This is a genomic window from Nitrosococcus halophilus Nc 4, assembly GCF_000024725.1.
GTDB classification, from domain to species: domain Bacteria; phylum Pseudomonadota; class Gammaproteobacteria; order Nitrosococcales; family Nitrosococcaceae; genus Nitrosococcus; species Nitrosococcus halophilus.
Genome location: NC_013960.1, coordinates 2,418,742 through 2,439,685, shown reverse-complemented (window position 1 = coordinate 2,439,685; position 20,944 = coordinate 2,418,742). Strand labels below are relative to the sequence as shown.

At 54.2% G+C, this 20,944-nt stretch carries 21 protein-coding genes; 5 read left to right on the top strand and 16 right to left on the bottom strand.

Going from position 1 to position 20,944, the window contains the following annotated elements; genetic code table 11:
• Positions 1-3 precede the first annotated feature (3 nt).
• A complete protein-coding gene (locus tag NHAL_RS11505; protein WP_238985342.1) occupies positions 4-693 on the top strand; it encodes a ubiquinone biosynthesis accessory factor UbiJ in 690 nt (229 codons plus the stop codon).
• The gene (gene ubiB / locus NHAL_RS11500) at positions 690-2,366 is read left to right on the top strand and encodes a ubiquinone biosynthesis regulatory protein kinase UbiB (protein ID WP_013033313.1); all 1,677 of its coding nucleotides are present in this window, start codon (positions 690-692) and stop codon (positions 2,364-2,366) included. Before NHAL_RS11505 ends, ubiB begins: the two co-directional genes overlap by 4 nt.
• 41 nt (positions 2,367-2,407) lie before the next feature.
• Here ubiB and NHAL_RS11495 read toward each other — a convergent pair whose 3' ends face one another.
• From NHAL_RS11495 to NHAL_RS11450, 9 genes are all read right to left on the bottom strand, one after another.
• The gene (locus tag NHAL_RS11495) at positions 2,408-3,022 is read right to left on the bottom strand and encodes a flavin prenyltransferase UbiX (RefSeq protein WP_013033312.1); all 615 of its coding nucleotides are present in this window, start codon (positions 3,020-3,022) and stop codon (positions 2,408-2,410) included.
• Positions 3,019-4,392 carry a UDP-N-acetylmuramate:L-alanyl-gamma-D-glutamyl-meso-diaminopimelate ligase gene (mpl, locus tag NHAL_RS11490; protein ID WP_013033311.1) on the bottom strand — a complete coding sequence of 458 codons (1,374 nt, stop codon included), beginning with the start codon at positions 4,390-4,392 and terminating at the stop codon, positions 3,019-3,021. The genes NHAL_RS11495 and mpl overlap by 4 nt, the downstream gene beginning before the upstream one ends.
• Before the next feature lie 14 nt (positions 4,393-4,406).
• Positions 4,407-4,910 carry a hypothetical protein gene (locus NHAL_RS11485; protein WP_013033310.1) on the bottom strand — a complete coding sequence of 168 codons (504 nt, stop codon included), beginning with the start codon at positions 4,908-4,910 and terminating at the stop codon, positions 4,407-4,409.
• Between the two features lie 665 nt (positions 4,911-5,575).
• The gene (gene secF, locus NHAL_RS11475) at positions 5,576-6,520 is read right to left on the bottom strand and encodes a protein translocase subunit SecF (protein ID WP_013033309.1); all 945 of its coding nucleotides are present in this window, start codon (positions 6,518-6,520) and stop codon (positions 5,576-5,578) included.
• 9 nt (positions 6,521-6,529) lie between these two features.
• Positions 6,530-8,386, bottom strand: coding sequence for a protein translocase subunit SecD (gene secD / locus NHAL_RS11470; protein ID WP_013033308.1), 1,857 nt, complete (start codon positions 8,384-8,386; stop codon positions 6,530-6,532).
• Positions 8,387-8,406: 20 nt separating this feature from the next.
• The gene (gene yajC, locus NHAL_RS11465; protein ID WP_013033307.1) at positions 8,407-8,751 is read right to left on the bottom strand and encodes a preprotein translocase subunit YajC; all 345 of its coding nucleotides are present in this window, start codon (positions 8,749-8,751) and stop codon (positions 8,407-8,409) included.
• 34 nt (positions 8,752-8,785) lie between these two features.
• Positions 8,786-9,901, bottom strand: coding sequence for a tRNA guanosine(34) transglycosylase Tgt (gene tgt / locus NHAL_RS11460; RefSeq protein WP_013033306.1), 1,116 nt, complete (start codon positions 9,899-9,901; stop codon positions 8,786-8,788).
• Between the two features lie 179 nt (positions 9,902-10,080).
• The gene (locus NHAL_RS11455) at positions 10,081-10,392 is read right to left on the bottom strand and encodes a nucleotidyltransferase domain-containing protein (RefSeq protein WP_013033305.1); all 312 of its coding nucleotides are present in this window, start codon (positions 10,390-10,392) and stop codon (positions 10,081-10,083) included.
• A complete protein-coding gene (locus NHAL_RS11450; protein WP_013033304.1) occupies positions 10,389-10,814 on the bottom strand; it encodes a nucleotidyltransferase substrate binding protein in 426 nt (141 codons plus the stop codon). The genes NHAL_RS11455 and NHAL_RS11450 overlap by 4 nt, the downstream gene beginning before the upstream one ends.
• Positions 10,815-11,036: 222 nt before the next feature.
• Here NHAL_RS11450 and NHAL_RS20490 point away from each other — a divergent pair.
• A protein-coding gene (locus NHAL_RS20490; RefSeq protein WP_420804776.1) for an IS1 family transposase occupies positions 11,037-11,755 on the top strand; the annotation gives its coding sequence in 2 pieces (ribosomal slippage) (positions 11,037-11,307 and positions 11,307-11,755; 720 coding nt in all).
• A 154-nt stretch (positions 11,756-11,909) separates the two neighbouring features.
• On the opposite strand, the gene NHAL_RS19860 is transcribed toward NHAL_RS20490, so the two are convergent.
• Positions 11,910-12,461 carry an SUMF1/EgtB/PvdO family nonheme iron enzyme gene (locus NHAL_RS19860; protein ID WP_013033303.1) on the bottom strand — a complete coding sequence of 184 codons (552 nt, stop codon included), beginning with the start codon at positions 12,459-12,461 and terminating at the stop codon, positions 11,910-11,912.
• Between the two features lie 189 nt (positions 12,462-12,650).
• Between NHAL_RS19860 and NHAL_RS11430 the strand changes: the two genes are divergently transcribed.
• Both NHAL_RS11430 and pyrF read left to right on the top strand, forming a co-directional pair.
• The gene (locus NHAL_RS11430; protein WP_013033302.1) at positions 12,651-12,977 is read left to right on the top strand and encodes a helix-turn-helix domain-containing protein; all 327 of its coding nucleotides are present in this window, start codon (positions 12,651-12,653) and stop codon (positions 12,975-12,977) included.
• A 65-nt stretch (positions 12,978-13,042) separates the two neighbouring features.
• Positions 13,043-13,741, top strand: coding sequence for an orotidine-5'-phosphate decarboxylase (pyrF, locus tag NHAL_RS11425; RefSeq protein ID WP_013033301.1), 699 nt, complete (start codon positions 13,043-13,045; stop codon positions 13,739-13,741).
• 4 nt (positions 13,742-13,745) lie between these two features.
• On the opposite strand, the gene NHAL_RS21195 is transcribed toward pyrF, so the two are convergent.
• The 6 genes from NHAL_RS21195 to fliF all read right to left on the bottom strand — a co-directional run bounded on the left by NHAL_RS21195 (position 13,746) and on the right by fliF (position 20,884).
• The gene (locus NHAL_RS21195; RefSeq protein WP_013033300.1) at positions 13,746-15,395 is read right to left on the bottom strand and encodes a flagellar hook-length control protein FliK; all 1,650 of its coding nucleotides are present in this window, start codon (positions 15,393-15,395) and stop codon (positions 13,746-13,748) included.
• Positions 15,396-15,581: 186 nt separating this feature from the next.
• Positions 15,582-16,034 (bottom strand): flagellar export protein FliJ, encoded by a 453-nt coding sequence (fliJ, locus tag NHAL_RS11415; RefSeq protein WP_013033299.1) that lies wholly within the window; start codon positions 16,032-16,034, stop codon positions 15,582-15,584.
• Positions 16,031-17,473, bottom strand: coding sequence for a flagellar protein export ATPase FliI (gene fliI / locus NHAL_RS11410; protein WP_013033298.1), 1,443 nt, complete (start codon positions 17,471-17,473; stop codon positions 16,031-16,033). The genes fliJ and fliI overlap by 4 nt, the downstream gene beginning before the upstream one ends.
• A complete protein-coding gene (locus NHAL_RS11405) occupies positions 17,466-18,200 on the bottom strand; it encodes a flagellar assembly protein FliH (RefSeq protein WP_013033297.1) in 735 nt (244 codons plus the stop codon). Before NHAL_RS11405 ends, fliI begins: the two co-directional genes overlap by 8 nt.
• Positions 18,187-19,191: a flagellar motor switch protein FliG gene (gene fliG / locus NHAL_RS11400; RefSeq protein WP_013033296.1), complete on the bottom strand. Its 1,005-nt coding sequence runs from the start codon at positions 19,189-19,191 to the stop codon at positions 18,187-18,189. Before fliG ends, NHAL_RS11405 begins: the two co-directional genes overlap by 14 nt.
• Positions 19,184-20,884 (bottom strand): flagellar basal-body MS-ring/collar protein FliF, encoded by a 1,701-nt coding sequence (gene fliF, locus NHAL_RS11395; RefSeq protein WP_013033295.1) that lies wholly within the window; start codon positions 20,882-20,884, stop codon positions 19,184-19,186. The genes fliG and fliF overlap by 8 nt, the downstream gene beginning before the upstream one ends.
• Positions 20,885-20,944 lie beyond the last annotated feature (60 nt).

Sequence of the window (20,944 nt, the reverse complement as noted above, 5' to 3'; positions counted from 1 at the left end):
AGAATGGTTGCCCTAAATTTTTTATTACAAAGCGATATTTTCCATTATCCTAATATAGGCCTGGGACCCATAGGACACCACACCGTGTACGTGCCCTCTATTTTATTAGCCCCCGTTGAGGCCTCGATTAATGCCTCTTTACGTCTTGATCCTGATAGCTTGGCCCGGGTAGCTGCCCTATCAGGTCGCTGCATTGCGGTGGAACTTCGCGGTCTGGATTTACAAATTTTCGTTGAACCGACCGCTGATGGCATTTTATTGGATACTTCCAGCGATTTGCCCCCCACGGCGACCCTATCAGGCACACCCTTGGGCCTTCTACGGATGGCGGCCGCTCCCGCCGATTCCAGTCTTTTGCTTGCCGGTGAGGTCCAAATCCATGGCGATATAGAGCTTGGCCGGCAGCTCAGAACACTGCTCCAGAACCTTGACCTGGACTGGGAAGAACTATTATCACGCTATACGGGAGATATCTTGGCCCATCAACTCGGCAATGGGATACGCGGCTTGATGACTTGGAGTCGACAGGCCACCGGAGCCCTCAGCCAAGATCTAGCGGAATACTTACGCGAAGAAACTCGATTATTGCCTGATCGTGGCGAAGTTGCCACCTTTCTCGATGCCATCGACTCTCTTCGGGCCGATTCAGAGCGACTGGAAGCGCGCGTTCAACGGTTACAGCAACAGCCATGAATTTAATTCGTCAGTTTCTGCGCTTAGCGTATATTAATTGGACCCTGCTGCGCCATGGATTGGATGAAGTAATCCTGGCCACACGTCTGTTTCGTCCCTTACGATTTTTGATTTACGTTACCCCCGGATACTGGTGGCGGAAAACCTCCACCACGGCACCACGGGGAGTGCGAATCCGCCATACCCTGGAAGATCTTGGGCCTATCTTCGTCAAATTCGGCCAACTGTTATCCACTCGCCGGGATTTGTTACCGGACGATATCGCAGAAGAACTTACTTTACTGCAAGATCATGTGGCGCCCTTCCCCAGTGAAGAGGCGAAAGAAATCATCGAAACAGCCTATGGCCAGCGTATTTCCGAAGCTTTTGCAATTTTTGAGGAGGAACCCCTAGCGTCGGCCTCTATTGCCCAAGTTTATACCGCTCAGCTACATGACGGAAGCAAAGTCGTGGTTAAGGTTGTACGGCCCGGGATCAAACGGGTTATCCAGGGCGATGTGGATCTTCTTTATATGCTAGCGGGCCTTGCTGAACGCTATTGGTCGGAAGGACCACGATTACGTCCCCGCGAAATCGTGGCAGAATTAGAAAAGAATTTATATGACGAGTTGGACATGCTCCGAGAAGGGGCTTCCGCCTCTCAATTACGGCGTAATTTCATCGGTTCCACTAAACTCTATGTGCCCCTGGTGTATTGGCATTACACCCGCCTTAATGTGCTCGTCATGGAGCAAGTTCAAGGCATCCCTATTGGTAATATCAACGAACTCCGGCGTCAGGAGATAAATTTCAAACGGCTCGCCGAAATCGGCGTAGAAATTTTCTTTACCCAGGTTTTTCGCCATAACTTTTTTCACGCCGACATGCACCCAGGAAATATCCTGGTCTCCGCTGAAGATCCCCAAAACCCTTATTATATTGCTCTTGATTTCGGCATTATGGGGACTCTGGGACCCGAAGATCAACGCTACCTCGCAGAGAATTTTCTGGCCTTTTTCAACCATGACTACCGGCGTGTGGCCGAACTCCATGTGGATGCAGGGTGGGTTCCCCCCGGCACCCGGGTTGATGAGTTTGAGTCTGCCATTCGCAGCGTTTGTGAGCCTATCTTTGACCGCCCCTTGAAGGAAATCTCCTTTGGCCAGCTGCTTACCCGGCTATTCCAAACTGCCCGCCGCTTTCATATGGAGGTCCAACCCCAACTGGTGTTACTACAAAAAACCTTGTTGAATATTGAGGGCCTAGGTCGTGATCTCTATCCAGATCTAGACCTATGGCAAACCGCTAAGCCCATCTTGGAGCGTTGGATGAGCGAGCAGGCGGGCCCCCATGCCGCCTACAACAACCTACGACAAAATGCTCCCCGCTGGGCAAATGCCCTACCTGAACTTCCCTTGCTCATCCACGAGGTCACAAAACAAGCCAGCAAAGGGCACTTGCAGGTACGCCTCTCTGCCGATGATCTCAAAGAATTGCATCAAGAGATACGCCGTGCGAGCTTGCGCACCACGGCCGCCGTAGCAGGGGCGGCCCTCTTGGTAGGGGCAGCCACCATCCATGGCCTGAGCGATTATACCCCCATCCTGTTAGCGGGCGTGCCCCTCCTCAGCTGGCTATTGGCAGGCGTGGGTTTTATATTCATCATTGCCGCCTGGCGTTTAGAGCGAAACTAAATCTAAATCAGAAAGGCCAATTCCACGCTCTCAGCCTCAACTCACGAAGCAGTTTCCCCCCATCGGGCCAGCAAATGCTGTTCTACCCCCAAATGATCTAGAACCCGGGCGACAATAAAATCCACCAAGTCCTCAACCCGGCGAGGTTGATGGTAAAAACCTGGATTTGCAGGAAGAATAACCGCACCCAGCCGAGCTAGACTCAACATATTCTCCAAATGGATGACCGAGAAGGGTGCTTCCCTAGGCACCAGAACCAACTTGCGCTGCTCTTTAAGCATCACATCCGCGGCTCGCTCGATAAGATTGTCATTAGCCCCCCGGGCAATAGCCGAAATGGCCCCCACCGTGCAGGGACAAACCACCATCGATTGAATGCGGTGGGAACCGCTGGCTAAAGGAGCAGTCCACTGGATCTCGCTATAGCAATGAAGCAATTCAGGCGCCACCGAAAAATGAGCCGCTAAGTATCTTTGCAAGTCCCGGGGTCGAGGGGGAAAGCGCAAATCAGTTTCCATGGCCACCACCGTCTGGGCCGCACTAGAAACCAAAAGATGCACCGACACTTCTGCCTTGAGCAAACACTCCAGTAACCGCAACCCATAGACAATACCGGAAGCCCCGGTCATGGCTACCGCCACTTCCCTCGGATTCATTGCCCTCCCCCTTGTAAGGCCTTGAGCAGTCGTTGATGGATATGACCAAATCCCCCGTTACTCATAATCACGATATGGTCCCCCTCCTGGGCATGGGCACACAAATTATCCACAATAGCCTGGATATCAGCGAAGACCGAGGCCTTAGCTCCGAGAGAATGGAACGCGGGCGCTAAGGGCCAAGCAAGATCGGGAGGTTGGTACAGGAGCACCCGGTCCGCCAAGGTTAGGGCGGGTGCTAAGCTCTCCTTATGGATACCCAATTTCATGGTGTTGGAACGAGGCTCCAACACGGCGATGAGACGAGCCTCGCCAACCCGTGCCCGTAGCCCGGCTAAGGTCTTAGCAATAGCGGTTGGATGGTGGGCAAAATCGTCATAAACCGTCACCCCCTTCACCTTGCCGCAAACCTCTAGACGCCTTCGCACCCCCTGAAACCGTTCCAGCGCCTGACAAGCCTGCTCAATGGGTACCCCGGCATGATGGGCGGCACCAATAGCCGCCAAGCCATTGGCCACATTATGGTGACCAAGCAACGACCAAGAAACCTGGCTCTGGTAGGCACCCTCACGCCACACTTCAAAGCGGCTGCCATCCTCTGCCACGGCGGCAGCAGTCAGAGCGCAATCCTTCTCTTTGGCCATGCCAATAGGGGCCACCGGGGTCCAACACCCCATGGCCAGTACGGCTTCCAGAGCATTGTCCCCTGCTGGCGCAAGGATAAGCCCATTACTGGGTACCGTGCGCACCAGATAGTGAAATTGCTGCTGGATGGCTTCTAGGTTGGGAAAGATATCGGCGTGGTCATATTCCAGGTTGTTGAGGACCAGTGTTCGGGGACGGTAATGGACAAACTTGGAACGTTTATCGAAGAACGCCGTATCATATTCATCCGCTTCGACCACAAAATAGGGGCTCCGCCCCAACTGGGCCGAAACACCAAAATCCCTGGGAACTCCACCGATAAGATACCCCGGCCCATGACCTGCGTACTCGAGTATCCACGCCAACAGGCTACTGGTGGTGGTCTTGCCGTGGGTACCGGCTACTGCCAATACCCACCGCCCTTGTAAAATCTGTTCGGCTAACCACTGGGGTCCCGAAGTATAGGGTAATCCCTTCGCCAGGACATACTCGACGGCGGGATTACCGCGAGAGAGGGCATTGCCCACTACCACTAGATCCGGGGTAGGTGACAAAGCTGCTGGCTCATAACCTTCATGGACCCCAATACCCGCGGCCTGCAATTGCTCGCTCATGGGCGGATAAACATTGGCATCAGAGCCGCTGACATGAAATCCACGCTCTCGCGCTAAAAGCGCCAACCCAGCCATAAAGGTGCCGCAAATCCCCAGGATGTGGAGGTGCATCAACGGCGTCTCACTTAAGCGGGAGGAAAAAGAAAATTCATCACTTGAATAGAAACCAAGGCATAAATTACCGCGATAAGGACTCCCACCGTGAAAGAGACCGACAGCGCCTGACGCATAATATGGGCTGTTACCGCCAAGCTCCAAATCATCAGTCCAAACAGCAATAAGGAGACCACCCCAGGTGGAAGCCCCGCTTGCTGGGCCGCATCGAGCCATAACAACAGGGGCAGCGCTAGAATTCCAAGAATAATTCCTGCCCCCGTTAACGCAATTAAAGTCTGCTGTAAACGGGCCGTGTAACCCCGCACCGCCAGCAATCCCCCAGTCATACCGATTAACAGGACGGTATCCACGGTGCTCGACAGCAACCCATCAACAAACTCCAAATGGAGCATAGAAATCAACCAACCTATCCCCAGATAGGCCAGCAGGGTTTGGGTCAACAAAGCCGACGAAGGAGGGGCATCGGCCGGTCCTGAACGCAATAAACACAAGGATAAGAAATATCTCAGCATCTGAGAAAAACCATTTTTCTAAGGAGACAATAATTAAAAACGCTCATTGTATAGAGAAATTCTCATGATAGCTGTCCTAGAGATAACTGGCAAAGTATGATCCTTGAAACGGCAGTTGACCACTTATTTAGTATCTCAGTGAAAGTTTTAAAGTATTCTTGGAGCGAGCCGGTGGCGTGGAGCCAGGGGACAGGGAAGTCCCCACAAACCCTTTTTTCAGGGAGGGAAAACGGGTTTGCGGAACACCACCGGCTCGCTCCTAAAACACCTCATATTTTATTCATAGGTATTTAAAAACCCAGGGAAGATACAGGAAAAGTGTGATGAATTCCGACTTTCCGGCCACTGACCTGCTACCCCCTTGAGGTGACCCGGCGATGCCATCCAGTCCGCTAGTAGCTCACTTGGATATCTCCAACCGCCATGTTTAGGAGGATGGGAGAGAATTGAAATTCATCCTTGGCGACAACGGCTAGACCACTATATTTGGGGCGCAAACCGGGGAAAGGGCGGTAGAAACAGGTTACGGTTAGCAAGACCCCCCTATATCCCCGCCCAATTGGGCGGGGATATAGGCGGATTAGTTCTGAATGCATAAAAGCAAATAAGGCGGAAGAGCGGTCCGTCTCTGCCAAGAGTTAACCCCTTCCAACCTTGTCAACATTCTAGGGCCGGTCATCCAGCTTCGCGCCTTCCTTAGGAACAGGCGCGGGCATTAAATCTCCTTTGCTGATTCCCAAAGCCAAGGCCGTAGGGCTCGCGATATAGATGGAAGAATAGGTTCCCACCAGGACTCCCATGATAAGGGCCATGGAAAAACTATGAATTGCCTCACCGCCAAATATAAATAGGGCGAAAAGAACCAGCAAGGTGGTCAAAGAGGTCATCACGGTACGGGATAAAGTCTGGTTCAGGGAAGTATTGACCACTTGCACCGCCGTGCCTTTGCGTATTTTGCGGAAATTTTCCCGGATACGGTCCGACACCACGATAGTATCGTTGAGGGAATAACCAATGACCGCAAGAAGGGCCGCCAGCACCGTAAGGTCAAACTCAAGCTGCAAGAGCGAGAATAGGCCCAGCACGATAAGCACATCGTGAACCAAGGCCGCCACCGAACCAATGGCAAGCCGATACTCGAAGCGCAGAGAAACATAAATCAGAATTCCAATCAGCGCATATAGCATCGCTAGGCCCCCTTGCTCGGTGAGTTCTTCACCCACTTTCGGCCCCACAAATTCCACCCGCCGCATGGTCGCCGGGTTATCCCCATTGGCCTGCAAGGTGGCCAGCACTTCGTTGCTGAGCTCGGCGTTATTACGTTCGGCCCCCGGTGCCAAGCGAATAAGGACATCCCGGGTGGTGCCAAAATGCTGCACAATGGCGCCGCCAAACCCTGCCTCTCCCAAGTCCTGGCGCACGTCCGATAGCTCTACCGGCTGCTCATACCCCACTTCCAGCAGAGTCCCCCCGGTGAAGTCGATACCGAAATTAAGGCCCTGGAAAATTAGTGAACCCAAGGAGGTGAGGAGCAGCGCCACGGAAAATATCAAGGCGAGGCGGCGCTTGCCCATAAAATCAATACGAAAAGATTTCTTGTATAGCTTCATATCCGCGTCTCAAATGGCTAGCCTTACTTTGCGCCGCCCTCCATAAATGAGGTTGATCACTGCCCGGGTGCCAATAATGGCAGTAAACATGGAGGTGAGGATACCCAAGGATAAAGTGACCGCAAAGCCTTTGATAGGCCCTGTCCCAAATCCAAATAATACTATCGCGGCGATCAGGGTAGTAATGTTGGCATCCGCAATGGTCGATAAGGCATTGGCATAACCCGCCTCGATACTGGCCTGGGGGCTATTGCCATTGCGAAGTTCCTCACGAATACGCTGAAAAATCAAAACATTGGCATCGACTGCCATACCCACCGTAAGCACAATGCCGGCAATCCCGGGCAAGGTGAGCGTTGCTTGCAGTAAAGAAAGCAGTGAGACTAACAGCACCAGGTTGACCGTCAACGCCAAATCGGCAATGAGACCAAAGACCCGATAGTAGAGCGCCATAAACACCAGCACCAGGGCAAAGCCAATCAGCACGGACTGAAAGCCCTTTTCTATATTATCCTGCCCCAGGCTCGGACCGATGGTCCGCTCCTCAATGATATCAATGGGTGCAGCCAACGCTCCTGCTCTTAGCAACAAAGCCAAGTTACGGGCTTCTTCGGTGGAATCAAGCCCGGTGATCTGGAAGCGCTTGCTCAGTTGATCCCGGATGGTGGCCACATTAATTACCTCGGGGACCCGCCGGTGGAGCTTGACCGATTCGCCTTCCTCCATCCGGGTCTCGGTCTTGGTCTCGATAAAGACCACCGCCATGGGTTTACCAATATTTTCCCCTGTGACCTTGCTGAAGAGTCGGGCGCCCTGTCCATCGAGGGTGACAAATACCGCAGGACTGCCGCTTTGCTGATCAATCCCCGAGGCGGCATCGATAATATGATCACCGGTCAGTATCACCCGCTTCTTGAGCAAGATGGGCGCCCCACCCCGCTCATAATAGAGGCGGGAGCCGGCGGGTACTCTGCCTTCCACCGCCCGTTGGACCTCATGGGTCACATCCACCAAGCGAAACTCCAAAGTTGCCGTCGCGCCCAGAATTTCCTTAGCTCGGGCCGTGTCCTGGACACCCGGTAATTGCACCACAATGCGATTCCGGCCCTGCTGCTGGATAGTGGGTTCGGCCACCCCGAGCTCATTAATCCGATTACGCAAAGTGGTGATGTTCTGTTGTAAGGCTAAACGCTGGATTTCCCGTTTTTCCTCTTCGCTTAAAGTAATCTCCAGGCGCGGGGAACCGCCCTCCTCCACAGGCTGCAACAGCAAGTCGAAATATTCATCATGGATGAGGGTTTCGGCTTGATCCCGTTGCTCCGTATTACGGAACTTGATCTCCACGCCCCCGGCGCCAAGCCGCCCAATGCTGAGGTAACGGAGCCGATTCTCCCGCAACAAGGATCGCAGATCTTCCACATAGCGCTCTTCCGCCTGCTGGACTGCGGCCTCCATGTCCACTTCCATTAAAAAATGCACCCCGCCACGGAGATCCAAGCCCAAGTTCATGGGGAGTCCCCCAATGGTTCGCAACCAACTGGGGGTCGCAGGGGCCAAGTGCAAGGCGATCGAGTAATCCGAACCCAATTCTTCCCTCAGGGCGTCCTGGGCTTTGAGCTGGGTCTCCGCTTGGCGGAGGCGAACCAAAAGGCGCTGGTCTTCCAAACGGACCGATTGATAGTCCAAGCCTCGTTCCTTGAGCAGTTGCTCCACCCGAGTCAAGATCTCCGGTTCCAGGCTAGCCCCCCGAGTCGCTGAGATTTGTAACGCCGGGGTATCTCCAAACAAATTAGGTGCAGCGTAGAGAATGCCAACGAGCACCACAACCAGCACAAGCAAGTTTTTCCAAAGAGGATAACGGTTCATCGAGGGTAACTTAACGATTTTTAAAGCTTTTCAAGGGTGCCTTTGGGCAATACCGAGGCAACGGATTGGCGTCGTATTTTGATTTCAACATTCTCGCTGACCTCCAAGGCCACGACACTTTCCGCCAATTCCGTGATGCGCCCCATAATGCCCCCTTCGGTCATCACTTCATCCCCTTTTTGTAACCCTTCCACCAGCTTGTTGTGTTCTTTGGCCCGCTTTTGCTGAGGCCGAATCAAGAGGAAATAAAATAAAACCAGTAGGACCAACAGGAAGATGATGTTAAACAGTCCCGCTTGGGGTGGCGCCGCTGCCGGCTCCTGGGCCCAAGCTGACGAAATGAAAAGATCTAGCACAGTTGACACGTGACTTGCCTCCCAGTTCGAACTAAATTGTTGATTATGGCACAGGCAACGGGTCCTGCGCACGTGCAGCATAAAACTCAGCGACGAACGCTTCCAGCCTATTTTGTTCAATCGCCTCCCGGAGCCTCTCCATAAGGTTTTGATAATAGTGCAAATTATGGAGAGTATTCAGGCGCGAGCCGAGGATTTCCCGGGTCTTGTCCAAATGGTGCAAGTAGGCCCGGCTATAGTGGCGGCAAGTATAACAAGTACAGCCCTCATCTAAAGGCCGGGTATCGTCCCGGTAGGTGCTATTGCGGATGCGGATGACACCTTCCCGAACAAAAAGATGGCCATTGCGGGCATTGCGGGTAGGCATAACGCAATCAAACATATCGATTCCCTGCCGCACTGCCTCCACCATATCCTCCGGCCGCCCCACCCCCATCAAGTAGCGGGGTTTATCCGCCGGCATTTGGGGGGCGGTATGGGTCAAAATCCGCGCCATGGCGTCCTTCGGCTCTCCCACGGATAATCCCCCGATGGCATAGCCCTCAAACCCGATCTCCAACAACCCTTGCAGGGACTGATCCCGCAAGTCCTCGTACATCCCCCCTTGGATGATCCCAAACAAGGCCGCCGCAGAATCCCCATGGGCCTCCCGGGAGCGGGCCGCCCACCGCAAGGACAATTCCATGGACTGGCGGGTCATTTCTTCGGTCGCAGGATAAGGGGTGCAGTCATCAAAGATCATCACGATATCCGCCCCCAACGCCCGCTGCACGGCCATGGACTCCTCCGGCCCCAGAAAAACCGGACGACCATCAATGGGAGAGCGAAAGCTGACTCCCTGCTCGGTAATTTTTCCCATGGCCCCCAGGCTCCACACCTGAAAGCCCCCGGAGTCGGTCAGAATCGGCCCCTCCCAGTGCATGAAACCATGGAGCCCCCCGTGCTTGGCAATGACTTCCGTGCCAGGACGCAGCATCAGATGAAAGGTGTTGCCCAGGACAATCTCCGCCCCCCCGGTACGCAATTCTTCCGGGGTCATGGCCTTGACCGTGCCATAGGTCCCCACCGGCATAAAAGCCGGGGTCTCCACGGTCCCCCGGGGAAAACGAAGACGCCCCCGCCGGGCCGCACCGGCACGGGTCAGCAGTTCAAATTCCATTTTTTGATGTGATAACTCTTGATGAATGGAGAGAAAAGGTCAAATGATTCCAGAGGATAACATATTCCAGGGAAGATAAGCCTTTATGTTGTAGCACTCCGAGGCCAATTATCGATCCGAAACCAGCGCATCAATAATGGCGCAATGGCGCGCCTTTTTTTGATGCTATTTTGGCGTGTCTACTCCCTCCGTTCATAGAATACAACCCCCACACGCCGGATATGGTCGATGACCTCAGGATCGCTGATCTGGTTAAAAATGGAGAGATCAAAAGTGTAAGGCAAAAGCAAGTCGTCGAGTTCATCCATGATTTTGCCCAACACCGAGAGAGTCAAACCGGCGCCGCCTACTAGAGTCAGGTCAATATCCGAGCCGGTCTTGTAATTCCCTCTAGCGCGCGAGCCATACAGAATCGCCTTTTCTACCTGCGGATGGCGAGCCAGAACGGCGCAGATTTTCTCGATGACAGATTCTCTCAGACCGTATTTCATTCTGGATGGGTGTATTTTAATCCTTCCAATTTCCGCACCAGTACACAGAATTCCGGATAATAAAAATCCAGGATGGCCGAGGCAATGCTTCTTGCAGTGTCTTCATTGTAGGAGTGAGAAGTCAGGTTACGGTCACGAATCATGTCCATCCAGATTTCGCCGTTTTCCAGCAAACCGCGTTTGAATGCTGCGCGGGTCGAGTCTTTGGAACCATACAAAGGGCCTACGCCGAGGTTTTCCAGGAAGTCTTTGAGCGTATTCCATGCTAGTTCGTGGGTAAATTCAAAAGCTTGAATCAACCCCTGCTCTTCCAGCCGGGAGAGGGGACGCTGCCCTGCAAGGTCGACCGCCTCTTCCAGCCGCGCCAACGCCATCTTGTAGTGGTTGAAACGCTGTATCCAGCGGATGTCTTGTGCACTCATTGTGCGTTTCTCCATCCTTTTGCCATAGCGTTTCCCGAATAGATGAGACACAAATATCAATCTACCAGGACCCTAATCCCTCAATTTAACTGTACCTCTCCTATAAGGGAAACGCTATAAATTGGTATGAATTCATCACAAAACTTCTCGGTAGTGCTGCATATTGAGTGATTATGCGCTATATTTATATTATGTATGTATAGATTTCTCAAGGAGATAGCCATGAACTGTCCCCGATGCGGTGGTACTCATATTGTCAAAAATGGGAGTAATGGGGTCGGGACACCCAAATTTTTATGCAAAGTCTGCGGTCGGCAATTCGTGGAGGACCCCAAGAATTGCTCCATTACTCAAGAGACGAAAGAGCTGATTGATAAATTGCTCTTAGAGAGAATTCCGCTGGCAGGGATTGTCCGAGTCACGGGCGTTTCAGAGCGCTGGTTGCAATATTATGTGAACGATAAATATGCGCATACACCGCGGCGAGTGGAGATAAAAAAAAGTCCAGAGCTCGTTTAACCCTTGAGTGCGATGAGCTTTGGTCGTTTGTCGCCAGAAAGGGCAATAAACAATGGGTGTGGTTAGCGTTCGATAGGGACACCCAAGAAGTTGTGGGGGTTTATATCGGCGATCGGAGTCAAACAGGGGCACAAGGATTATGGCAGTCCTTACCCGCCGTTTATCGGCAGCGGGCCGTAAGTTACACCGATTTTTGGGAAGCCTATGAGGCTATCTTCCCAGGGCCACGCCATCGCAGCGTGGGCAAAGAAACGGGACAAACAAGCCACATTGAACGCTTTAATTGTACGCTCAGACAGCGTGTTTCGCGTTTAGTCAGAAAAGCACTCTCTTTCTCCAAGAAATTAGAAAACCATGTCGGCGCTATTTGGTATTTTGTCCACCATTATAATGCGACCCTTTGCCCAACAACCCGATCCTGATTATCACTCATAATGCAGGACTACCAAACTTCTCATCTAGGCTTATAGCGTTTCCCGAATAAATGAGATACGAATATCGGCTTAGTCGGGCCTTACGTTCTCAATCCAACCGTATCTCTCCTATTTGGGAAACGCTGTAAACCAGCGCGGCGGATCAGAGATCAGAGGATTCATCGGTCAGAGAAAAGGGGGACACCACCACTCGAAACCCAATGAAGAGGGCAAGAACGACAGGAGCGTTGGGGAAGCGGTAAGCGCAGCGCACGAGCTTGGCACCAGAATTAAACGCGCCGCCACGCAACACCCGGGCCCGCAAATCCTCCCGCTTCTGCCGTTCTTTGCCTTCCTCGGGATAGGGATAATCGCCCTTAAGGCTGCGGGTCCACTCCCAGACATTGCCGCTCATCTCCTCGCAACCGTAAGGACTAGCCCCGCCTGGGAAACAGCCTACGGGGCTGGTGGCGCCAATCCCCGTATCAATATAATTGGCTTTGTTAGAATCCGGTTCATTGCCCCAGGGGTAGGCTTGGCCTTCTTTTCCCTTCGCCACCTTCTCCCGGCAAAATGTATCTGCGACCGTATCACGGGCCCCGAAATCTTCCATCCGCACACAATGGAAACCATCGAGACGGTGGATCGCCTCATACACTGCCTGGCGGTAATCAGCGAGATCCCGGGCGGTAGAACTAAGAAAAACTTTCCACATTGCTAAAAGTAATGGTTTTAACCAAGGCATCCGGGTTCATATTTATTATCTTAAAGGGGTTTTGGCCGCAAATGCACGCGAATAAACGCAAGATTCATGAGGGGTGATCAACAATGACCAATATAGCGTTTTCCTTATAGGAGAGATATAGTTAGGCTAAGAAGTTAAGGTCCTGGTAGGTTAGTATTCATGCTCCATTTACTCGGGAAACGCTATCAATCACTCCTGGAAGCGGTGCACGAAACGGCCCATGGGCTGCACAAGGCCGGGGTAATGGATGCCAAAACCATGCGTGAGTTCGACGCCCTATGCCTGCCACCGATAAAGCAGTATACCCCAGCGCAGATCAAGCGTATCCGGACCAGAAACAAAGCCAGCCAGGCGGTGTTCGCCGCTTACCTCAATACTAGTCCTTCAACAGTACAGAAATGGGAACAAGGACAGAAAAAGCCTAATGGCCCCTCCTTGAAATTGCTGAATCTGGTCGATCAGAAGGGCCTGGAAGCACTGGCCTAACCGCTTGCTAAACCTGCGGCAAAAACCCGTTAAAATTCCAGGACTAGAAACCGCTGGAGAACACCATGGAAGAACCCCGTATTATCATTGCCTTGGATTATCCCAATGGAGAGCAAGCGCTCAATCTTACCCGCCAACTTGATCCCGCCCGGTGCCGGCTGAAGGTGGGCAAGGAATTATTTACTCGGGCCGGTCCCGGCTTGGTCGAACGCCTTGCCGACCAGGGCTTCTCCATCTTTCTCGATTTAAAATTCCATGACATTCCCCATACGGTCGCCCGCGCCTGTCTTGCGGCGGCCGATCTAGGGGTATGGATGCTCAATGTTCATGCCCTCGGCGGACTATCCATGATGCAGGCGGCCCAGGAGGCGCTGGCCAAGACCTCCTCCCGCCCGTTCCTGATCGCCGTCACCGTTTTAACCAGCATGGATCAGACAGCATTGGCACAAATAGGGCTGAGTGGAACTGCGGAGGAAAATGTGCTGCGGCTCGCCCGGCTCACCCAGGAAGCGGGCCTGGATGGGGTGGTCTGTTCCGGTCAGGAGGCCTCGGCACTCCGCCAGGCTTTGGGAACCCCCTTTTTACTGGTCACCCCAGGGATTCGGTCTGCCGGCACGGCTTCAGGAGACCAACAGCGGGTGCTGACACCGAGGGAAGCTCTAAGCAAAGGAGCTAATTACCTGGTCATTGGTCGGCCCATCACCGGGGCTCCTGATCCCATGGCCGCCCTGGAAGGAATTGAAGCAGAAATTTTGGATTTCTGATGGCTCAGGCGTAGTAATCCACTCCCCCTTGGGGGACGGGAGGACGAGGATCTTTTTCTAAACCCTCCTGGGCGTCGGTTTCAGTGGACTCTGCCGGAGTTGCCCGCAAGTTTCCCGACTGGGCCGACTGCCGCTGCTGTTCCGAGAAACCCTGCTGAGACACATCCACATTGACTAAACTCAGCCCTTGCTCCGCCAAAGCATCCCGCAGGCGGGGAAGGGCCGCTTCAAGGGCTTCACGGACTGCCGCCTGGGAAGCATGGAAAGTAATACTCGCTTCCTCATGGTGGAGGTTAATGCGGGCCTCAAGGGGACCGAGTTGGGGAGGGTTGAGTCGCAGTTCCGCAATATGGACCTTATCTTTGATCAGCCAAGTCATCCGCTCGCTGAGTTCTTCTCCCCACTGGGGCTGCTGGAGCGCAGCTTCCAAATTCAGATTCAATCGACTACCTTCAACAGAGGCAGGGGGAGCGGCCGTCTCCATGGGATTAGGCCCTAGTGAAGCCTGGGATACCAGTGGAGGGGACATTTCTCGTAAGGGGGTGGGCTCCGCCAGCCTCTGGGTCTCCCCCTGGAGCAGAGTTGAATGTTCTGGCGCCGTTACCGCCGACAGGCCCCCACCAGGGCTAACCTGGCTAACACTGGAATGGCCCTGGCGCTGGAATCCCTGGGATTCCAACTCCTCGATGGAGATGTCCAAATCCGGGTTAAGCTTGGAATTTCCCCCCGTGAGGATGGGATTTTCTGCTCCTGACTCCCCCTGAAGGGCCGAGGCGGAATTTTCCACTCCTGATTTCCCCTGAGAGGCCAGTAACCCCAAGGAAGCAAGTTCCTTATTCACCCCTGAACCAGGCTGGCTGAGGGGCAGCGGCGGTTCCCTTTTCTCTGCTGTTCCTTTCAAAGATAGATTAGAAAGAGTATCCCCCTCTAGCAGCGCTGAGTTTGCTGCCTCCTTCTCCCCTTCCGGGGCGAGCGCTGTCAATGGAGCCGTGCCTTTGCTGGGGGCGGGGCTAAGAGAGACCGGCGGTTCTGCTTCTTCCGTGGCGACTTCTAAGACGGGCTCTTGCAGACTACCTGCCTGGGTAGAAATCTCTGGAGTGGGGGTATTCCTTTGATTAAGCTGAAGCTGCGGTTGCTCTGGGGATAAAGTGTTGAGGGGCGGAGGAGTCGGTTTGCTTGCATCGGACACAATGCCCGCAAGACCCGGGACCTCTCTGGAGGTTAAGGCCGAATTTTTTGCTATAAAGTCAGATTCAGGGCCTCCAACCTGGGGTAAATCCTGACTCTTCGTAACGTTCCCCGAGGTCTCCACCCAGGCAGGTAAAGAGCCAATCTCAGTCGTCGTCACTGCCGGTACCGGTAATGACGACTCCAGCCCCGAGGCAACCTCCTCTCCTTCCTTTTGTTCCAGGCTCAACAAATTCTTGATAAAGCGGGTCTGCCCCCCCGTGCTTTCCAAGCCCTCAGAAGAGGGAGGGTTCTCGGGCAAGGAGTTAAGCTGGGCAATCAAATCCCCCAGCTGGGCGGAAAAATCGGCGCCGGCCGCTTCCGATGCGGGAGGCGCCGAGGCGTCAGGGTTCCCTTCAAATTTTCCTGCCGAAGTAGATGGGGAAGGACGCGGCAAAGATAGGGCAAGAAATCCCGGCGCTGTCATTGACCCCTACACTCCAGACTATATGCCTATCCAATAGTAACTAGCTTATAGGCAAATCCCGTGCCGAAAAAATTGTCTCCTCAGAAAGGCTCGATTTTACTGGTAGACTCAATCCCCCGGCCCTATCACCGCTTTTTGACCTGGACAGGTTTCGCCATCTTGCAGGCAAAATTTGCCTTCCAAGATCTAAAATTTGCCGCCATCCTCCGTCTTGAAACAATGTTGATGCCGATCATCCACTTCCGCCTGCTCGCGATGGGCGGCTAAACAGCGTTCCTCCTGCCGAACCCGATCCTCAAGCTTACTCAAAGCTTTTACTTGACTGCGTGCCTCAAGCCATCCATTACGCGTCTGCTCTAACTGCTGAAGGTATTGCTGCAGCCGCTGCTTTTGCTGCCCAATAGCCCGGTCGAGTTGAGTCAAAAAGCTTTGTAGCTGCTGAAGTTGCTGGACACCGACGCCATTTCGGCCCACGGTTTGAAAATGCTGCGCATACTCTTCCCGGTAGCGGTGCATTTCCTCAAGCTGTTGTTGCTGCTGCTGGAACAGGCGCTGGGCCTCGCCTAATCCTCTAGCGGCTTGCTGTTCCTGGGCTTCCGCCACCTGGAGCAGGGAATGCAAGCGATGGGAGCGGATCATGCACGGCCTCCCCGATCCTCATGCCTTAATACGCCCGCAGCATTCGTCACGGGTGCCGCCGTCTTTGGGGGTTGTTGTTCCCTTAATGCTTGTTGAAGCCCTTTAAGGCTCTGGTCAATGGAAAACGATTGAAACATACCTTGCTGGAGAAATGTTTGGAACCGGGGTTGCCTATCAATGGCCTCATCGAGGCGAGGATCGCCACCGCGGCGATAAGCCCCCACGCTGATAAGATCCCGATTCTGCTGATAAAGGGAGTAAATTTGCTTAAATTGTTGGGCCGCCTGCCGGTGCTCCGGCGTGGTGATTTGACTCATCACCCGGCTGACTGAAGCTTCAATATCAATGGCAGGATAATGACCCGCTTCCGCCAACCGCCGGGACAGCACGATATGGCCATCCAAGATGGCCCGCGCCGCATCAGCCACCGGATCATTGGCATCATCCCCTTCCGTGAGCACGGTATAAAAGGCGGTAATACTGCCGCTGCCCGAGCGGCCGTTGCCCGCCCTTTCCACCAATTGGGGGACCTTGGCAAATACCGACGGAGGATAACCTCGAGTGGCTGGCGGCTCACCGATAGCCAAAGCCAATTCCCGCTGGGCATGGGCAAAACGGGTCAGGGAATCCATCAACAATAACACCTGTCGGCCCTGATCCCGGAAATATTCGGCGATACTGGTGGCGAGCATGGCGCCATGGAGCCGCATCAAGGGAGAATGATCTGCGGGGGTTGCCACCACCACCGAGCGCGCTAACCCCTCCGGACCCAGAGTGCTTTCGATAAATTCTTGGACCTCCCGACCCCGCTCCCCAATCAGCCCCACCACGATGACGTCCGCCTTAGCGTAGCGGGTCATCATGCCCAGTAATATGCTCTTACCCACCCCACTGCCCGCAAACAACCCCATGCGCTGACCGCGGCCGATGGTAATCAACCCGTTGATTGCGGCTACCCCCACATCCAGGGGTTCCCTAATCGGTTGCCGTGCTAAGGGATTGATCGGCTGACCGTCCAGGGAAACATGATGGGGGGTACGCAAAGGACCCAGGCCATCCAAAGGACGCCCTCCACCGTCCAGAACTCGGCCCAGCAGCCCCGCGCCTACCGCCACTCCACCGCCATGGGGAAGGGGAATCACCGGGGCATTGGGCACCAACCCTCTCGGATCACCGGTGGGCATCAAAAAAAGCCGCTCTCCGGCAAAACCGACCACTTCAGCTTCCACCGGCGGCTTCCCCGGTCTTAAAATATGGCAACGTCCTCCTACCGGCAATTGACACCCGACGGCTTCCAGGGTCAACCCCACCATTCGAATGAGGCGCCCCTCCACCCTCAACAGGGGAGCCTCATCTTGGAGCAAACGCTCCCGGCACTCGGCTAAGGTTTGCCGCCAGCGGCCCCCCAGAAGGGGAGTTGTGGAAACAGTGTCACTCACTACCCGGATCGTCTTCCCGCTCACCGCCAAGCGCTCTGGCAATGGCGGCTTTCAGCCGAGTCTCTACCGTGGCATCTATCCTGGAATGTTCCGTCTCCAACTGACATCCTCCCCGGCTGAGGGAGGGGTCCTCCACCACTTGCCACCGTCGTTCCTCTCCAGAAATGGACAAGGCAGAGCGCACCACGCCCACATCATCCGGGTGGAGTCGCAACCGCACCTGGCGGCTATGGGAGGGGAGGTAATGCAATCCTTCCCGCACTGCCGCCACCACCTCGCTGGGTTGGGTTTTCAGTTCCCGGCGTATCAGCTGGCGGGCAATGGCAATCCCAAGCTGCACCAATTCTTCCTCCACGGTCTCATCAAGCTCCCGAAGAGGCTTACTCAAAGTTGCCATTAACGTCTCAAGAGGCGCTACTTTTTGCTCCAGCTCCTTTTGCGCCGCTTTCCGGCCCTCCGTCAATCCCACGTTGAAACCTTCCTCGTAGGCCTGCTTTTGGAGAGCTTCCAGTTGTTCTACCGTCAATGGCGAAGGGGTGGCCGTTTCCGCGTGCTCCTGGGTTTCCGAGGCGGGCTGCCTGAGGTTAGCCTCAGCAGCTTTTTCATTATGCCCGGGATCCTGATTAGAGGGAGAAGCCTCCTCGGATTCTTCTCGATCTACTAAAGGTAATTCCCAGCGCTCATAGGCAGTGAGATCTCCTGGGCGCAAAATCTTAGATGTACTCATCGCCACCGCCTCCTAAGGAAATGTCCCCCGCTTTGGCAAGACGCCGGGCCATGGCAATAATCTCCTTTTGCGCTGCTTCAACTTCACTCAAGCGCACGGGTCCTTTACTTTCCAAATCCTCGCGCAGCATCTCCCCCGCCCGTTTGGACATATTTTTGAAGATTTTCTGCTTAAGCTCCTCGGCGGCTCCCTTAAGGGCAATGATCAGCGTTTCAGAAGAAACCTCCCGCAGCAAGGACCGGATCCCCCGATCATCCACCTCCAGGAGATTGTCAAAGACAAACATGAGATCCTCGATATTCTGGCCCAATTCCGCGTCAGCCTCTTTAATCTGTTCCAGAACTTCGTTTTCTACGGCACTGTCCAGTAAGTTGAGAATGTTGGCCGCCGTCTTAACTCCCCCCACCGAAGAAGCCTTAAGGCTACTATGGGTGCCGGAAAATTGCTCCTCCAAAATTCCGTTTAATTCATCCAAGGCCGAAGGCTGCACCCGTTCCAAGGTGGCAATCCGCAACACGATATCTAGCCTCACCTGAGCAGCAAACAGGGACAGGACTTCGGCGGCTTGTTCACTTTCTAAAAAAGAAAGCACGATAGCGATCACTTGAGGATGCTCCAAATGGATAACCTGATAAATAGAACGGGCATCCATCCATTTGAGCTGCTCAATCCCATTGGTATTGCCGCCCAATAGAATACGGTCAATCAGCGTTCCGGCCTTATCTTCGCCCAAGGCACTTTGCAGCATCGTGCGGACATAGTCATCAGAGCCTATCCCCAAAGCCGTTTCTTCTCGTATCCTTTCTGCAAAATCTTGAAGCACGGCGTCAACCTGTTCCCTGGAAACACTCCGGAGGGTAGCCATGGTCGTCCCGATTTTTTGGATCTCTTTCGGCTCCAAATGCTTAAGCACCTTAGCAGCACCCTGTTCGCCCAATGAACGTAATAAAATTGCCGCCCGCTCAGTCCCCGACAATTGGCCCTCAGCCATCGCCAGAGACCCAGTTTTTGACTACTTGCGCGACCCGTTCGGAGTCATCCGCGGCCATCTTGCGAACCCTCTCCAAGTTGGCTTCTAGGGAATCGGGCCCTGATAATTGCAGCGTAGGGGCGTTACTGCTCAAAGTCAGCCGATCCTCTTTTAGCCCTTCTTTGTCTTCGTCACTGCCCTTGGGAAGAGAAGGCACGGTCACTGGCTCGGGCACGGTGGTCAACCTCCGGAAGGTCGGTCGCAAAACACCTAACAACAAAAATAACACCGCCAGGATCCCTCCCCCTTGTTTAACAGCTACCCAGAACCATTCTTGTTGCCAAAAGGGGGGCTCGGGTAAGGGTTCCAACTCCTCGTTGGGCACGAAAGGGGCATTAATCACATTGATAGTATCGCCTCGATCCGGATTAAAGCCTACGGCCTCTTTGACCAGGCCGGTAATATGCTCCAACTCCTGGGGTGAGCGTGGTGAAGTGCTGACATTGCCTTCAGCATCTGTCACCAGTTTCTCATCTACCAGAACGGCCACGGAGAGGCGCCGAATATCACCGGGCGCTAGCCGAATATGGCTGATGGTGCGATCCAACTCATAGTTACGAGTAGCCCGCAGGCTTCGGCTTGACGGGGGTTCTGAAGGCTGGGACTCACCCTCGTTGGCCCCATTGAGAGTCTCGGGAACCTGGGCCTCATCCGGCGGCTGATTACTGAGCGCCCCGGGAATCCCTCCTGGAAGACGGCCACCAATCCGCTCTTCTTCTGCGGTTTGCTCACTGCGCAGGGCCCTTTTCTCCGGTTCATAGCGCTCTTGGGTCTGTTCCGTGACAGTAAAATCCACCTCAGCCACGACCTGAGCGCGCACCTTATCAGCGCCCACCAACGGCGCCAGAATGCGTTGAATCCGGTGTCCATATTCCTCCTCGATGCGACGGGTATACTCGAACTGGCTAGCCGTCATCTCTAGGGTTTGGGAACGCTCCGGCTGAGTGAGCAGATCCCCCTCCTGATTGACCACCGTCACTCCAGCGCTCTCCAACTCGGGAATGCTGGAAGCCACCAGGTGGGTGATGGCGGCCACCTGTCCTGGAGCGAGCATCCGCCCAGGATAAAGATCCAAGACGACCGAGGCAGAGGGTACCTTGCGGTCGCGGATAAAAACCGACCGCTTGGGCAGCGCTAGATGGACGCGGGCACTCTTGACGTTGTTCAGGGTGCTGATGGTACGCGCCAACTCCCCTTCCAGCACTCGCTGATAGCGGGCCTTTTCCAGGAATTCACTGACGCCGAAACCAGGGTTCTGTTCTAGCAGTTCAAAACCGGTGCCAGCACTCCGGGGTAAACCCTCCATCGCTAGCTGCAACCGCACTTCATGCACCTGGGAGGCGGGCACCATCAAAGCCCCCGTAGCCTCATCCAATTGGTAGTCGATATTCGCTTTCTGCAAGGCTTCAACAATTTCCCCCTTTTCTTTGCCAGAAACCGCCCCATAAAGAATTTGATAATTCGGTGACTGAGACCATAAAAAAATACCTACCCCTAAGGCCACACTGACGGCAATCATGAGCAGCAACCCCACCTGTTTTAGGGGGGATAAACGCGCAATATTCGCCTGCAATACTGCCAGGGATGAACTCGCAGCCGGCAACGTTTCCGGGGCAGCGGCAGGTGGATTTCTATGGGTGTTCGCGTCTGCCATCAATCCCAATTCCAAAGAAACCGGCAAGATTGGCCAGGAAACCAGAGATAAAGCAGAAGA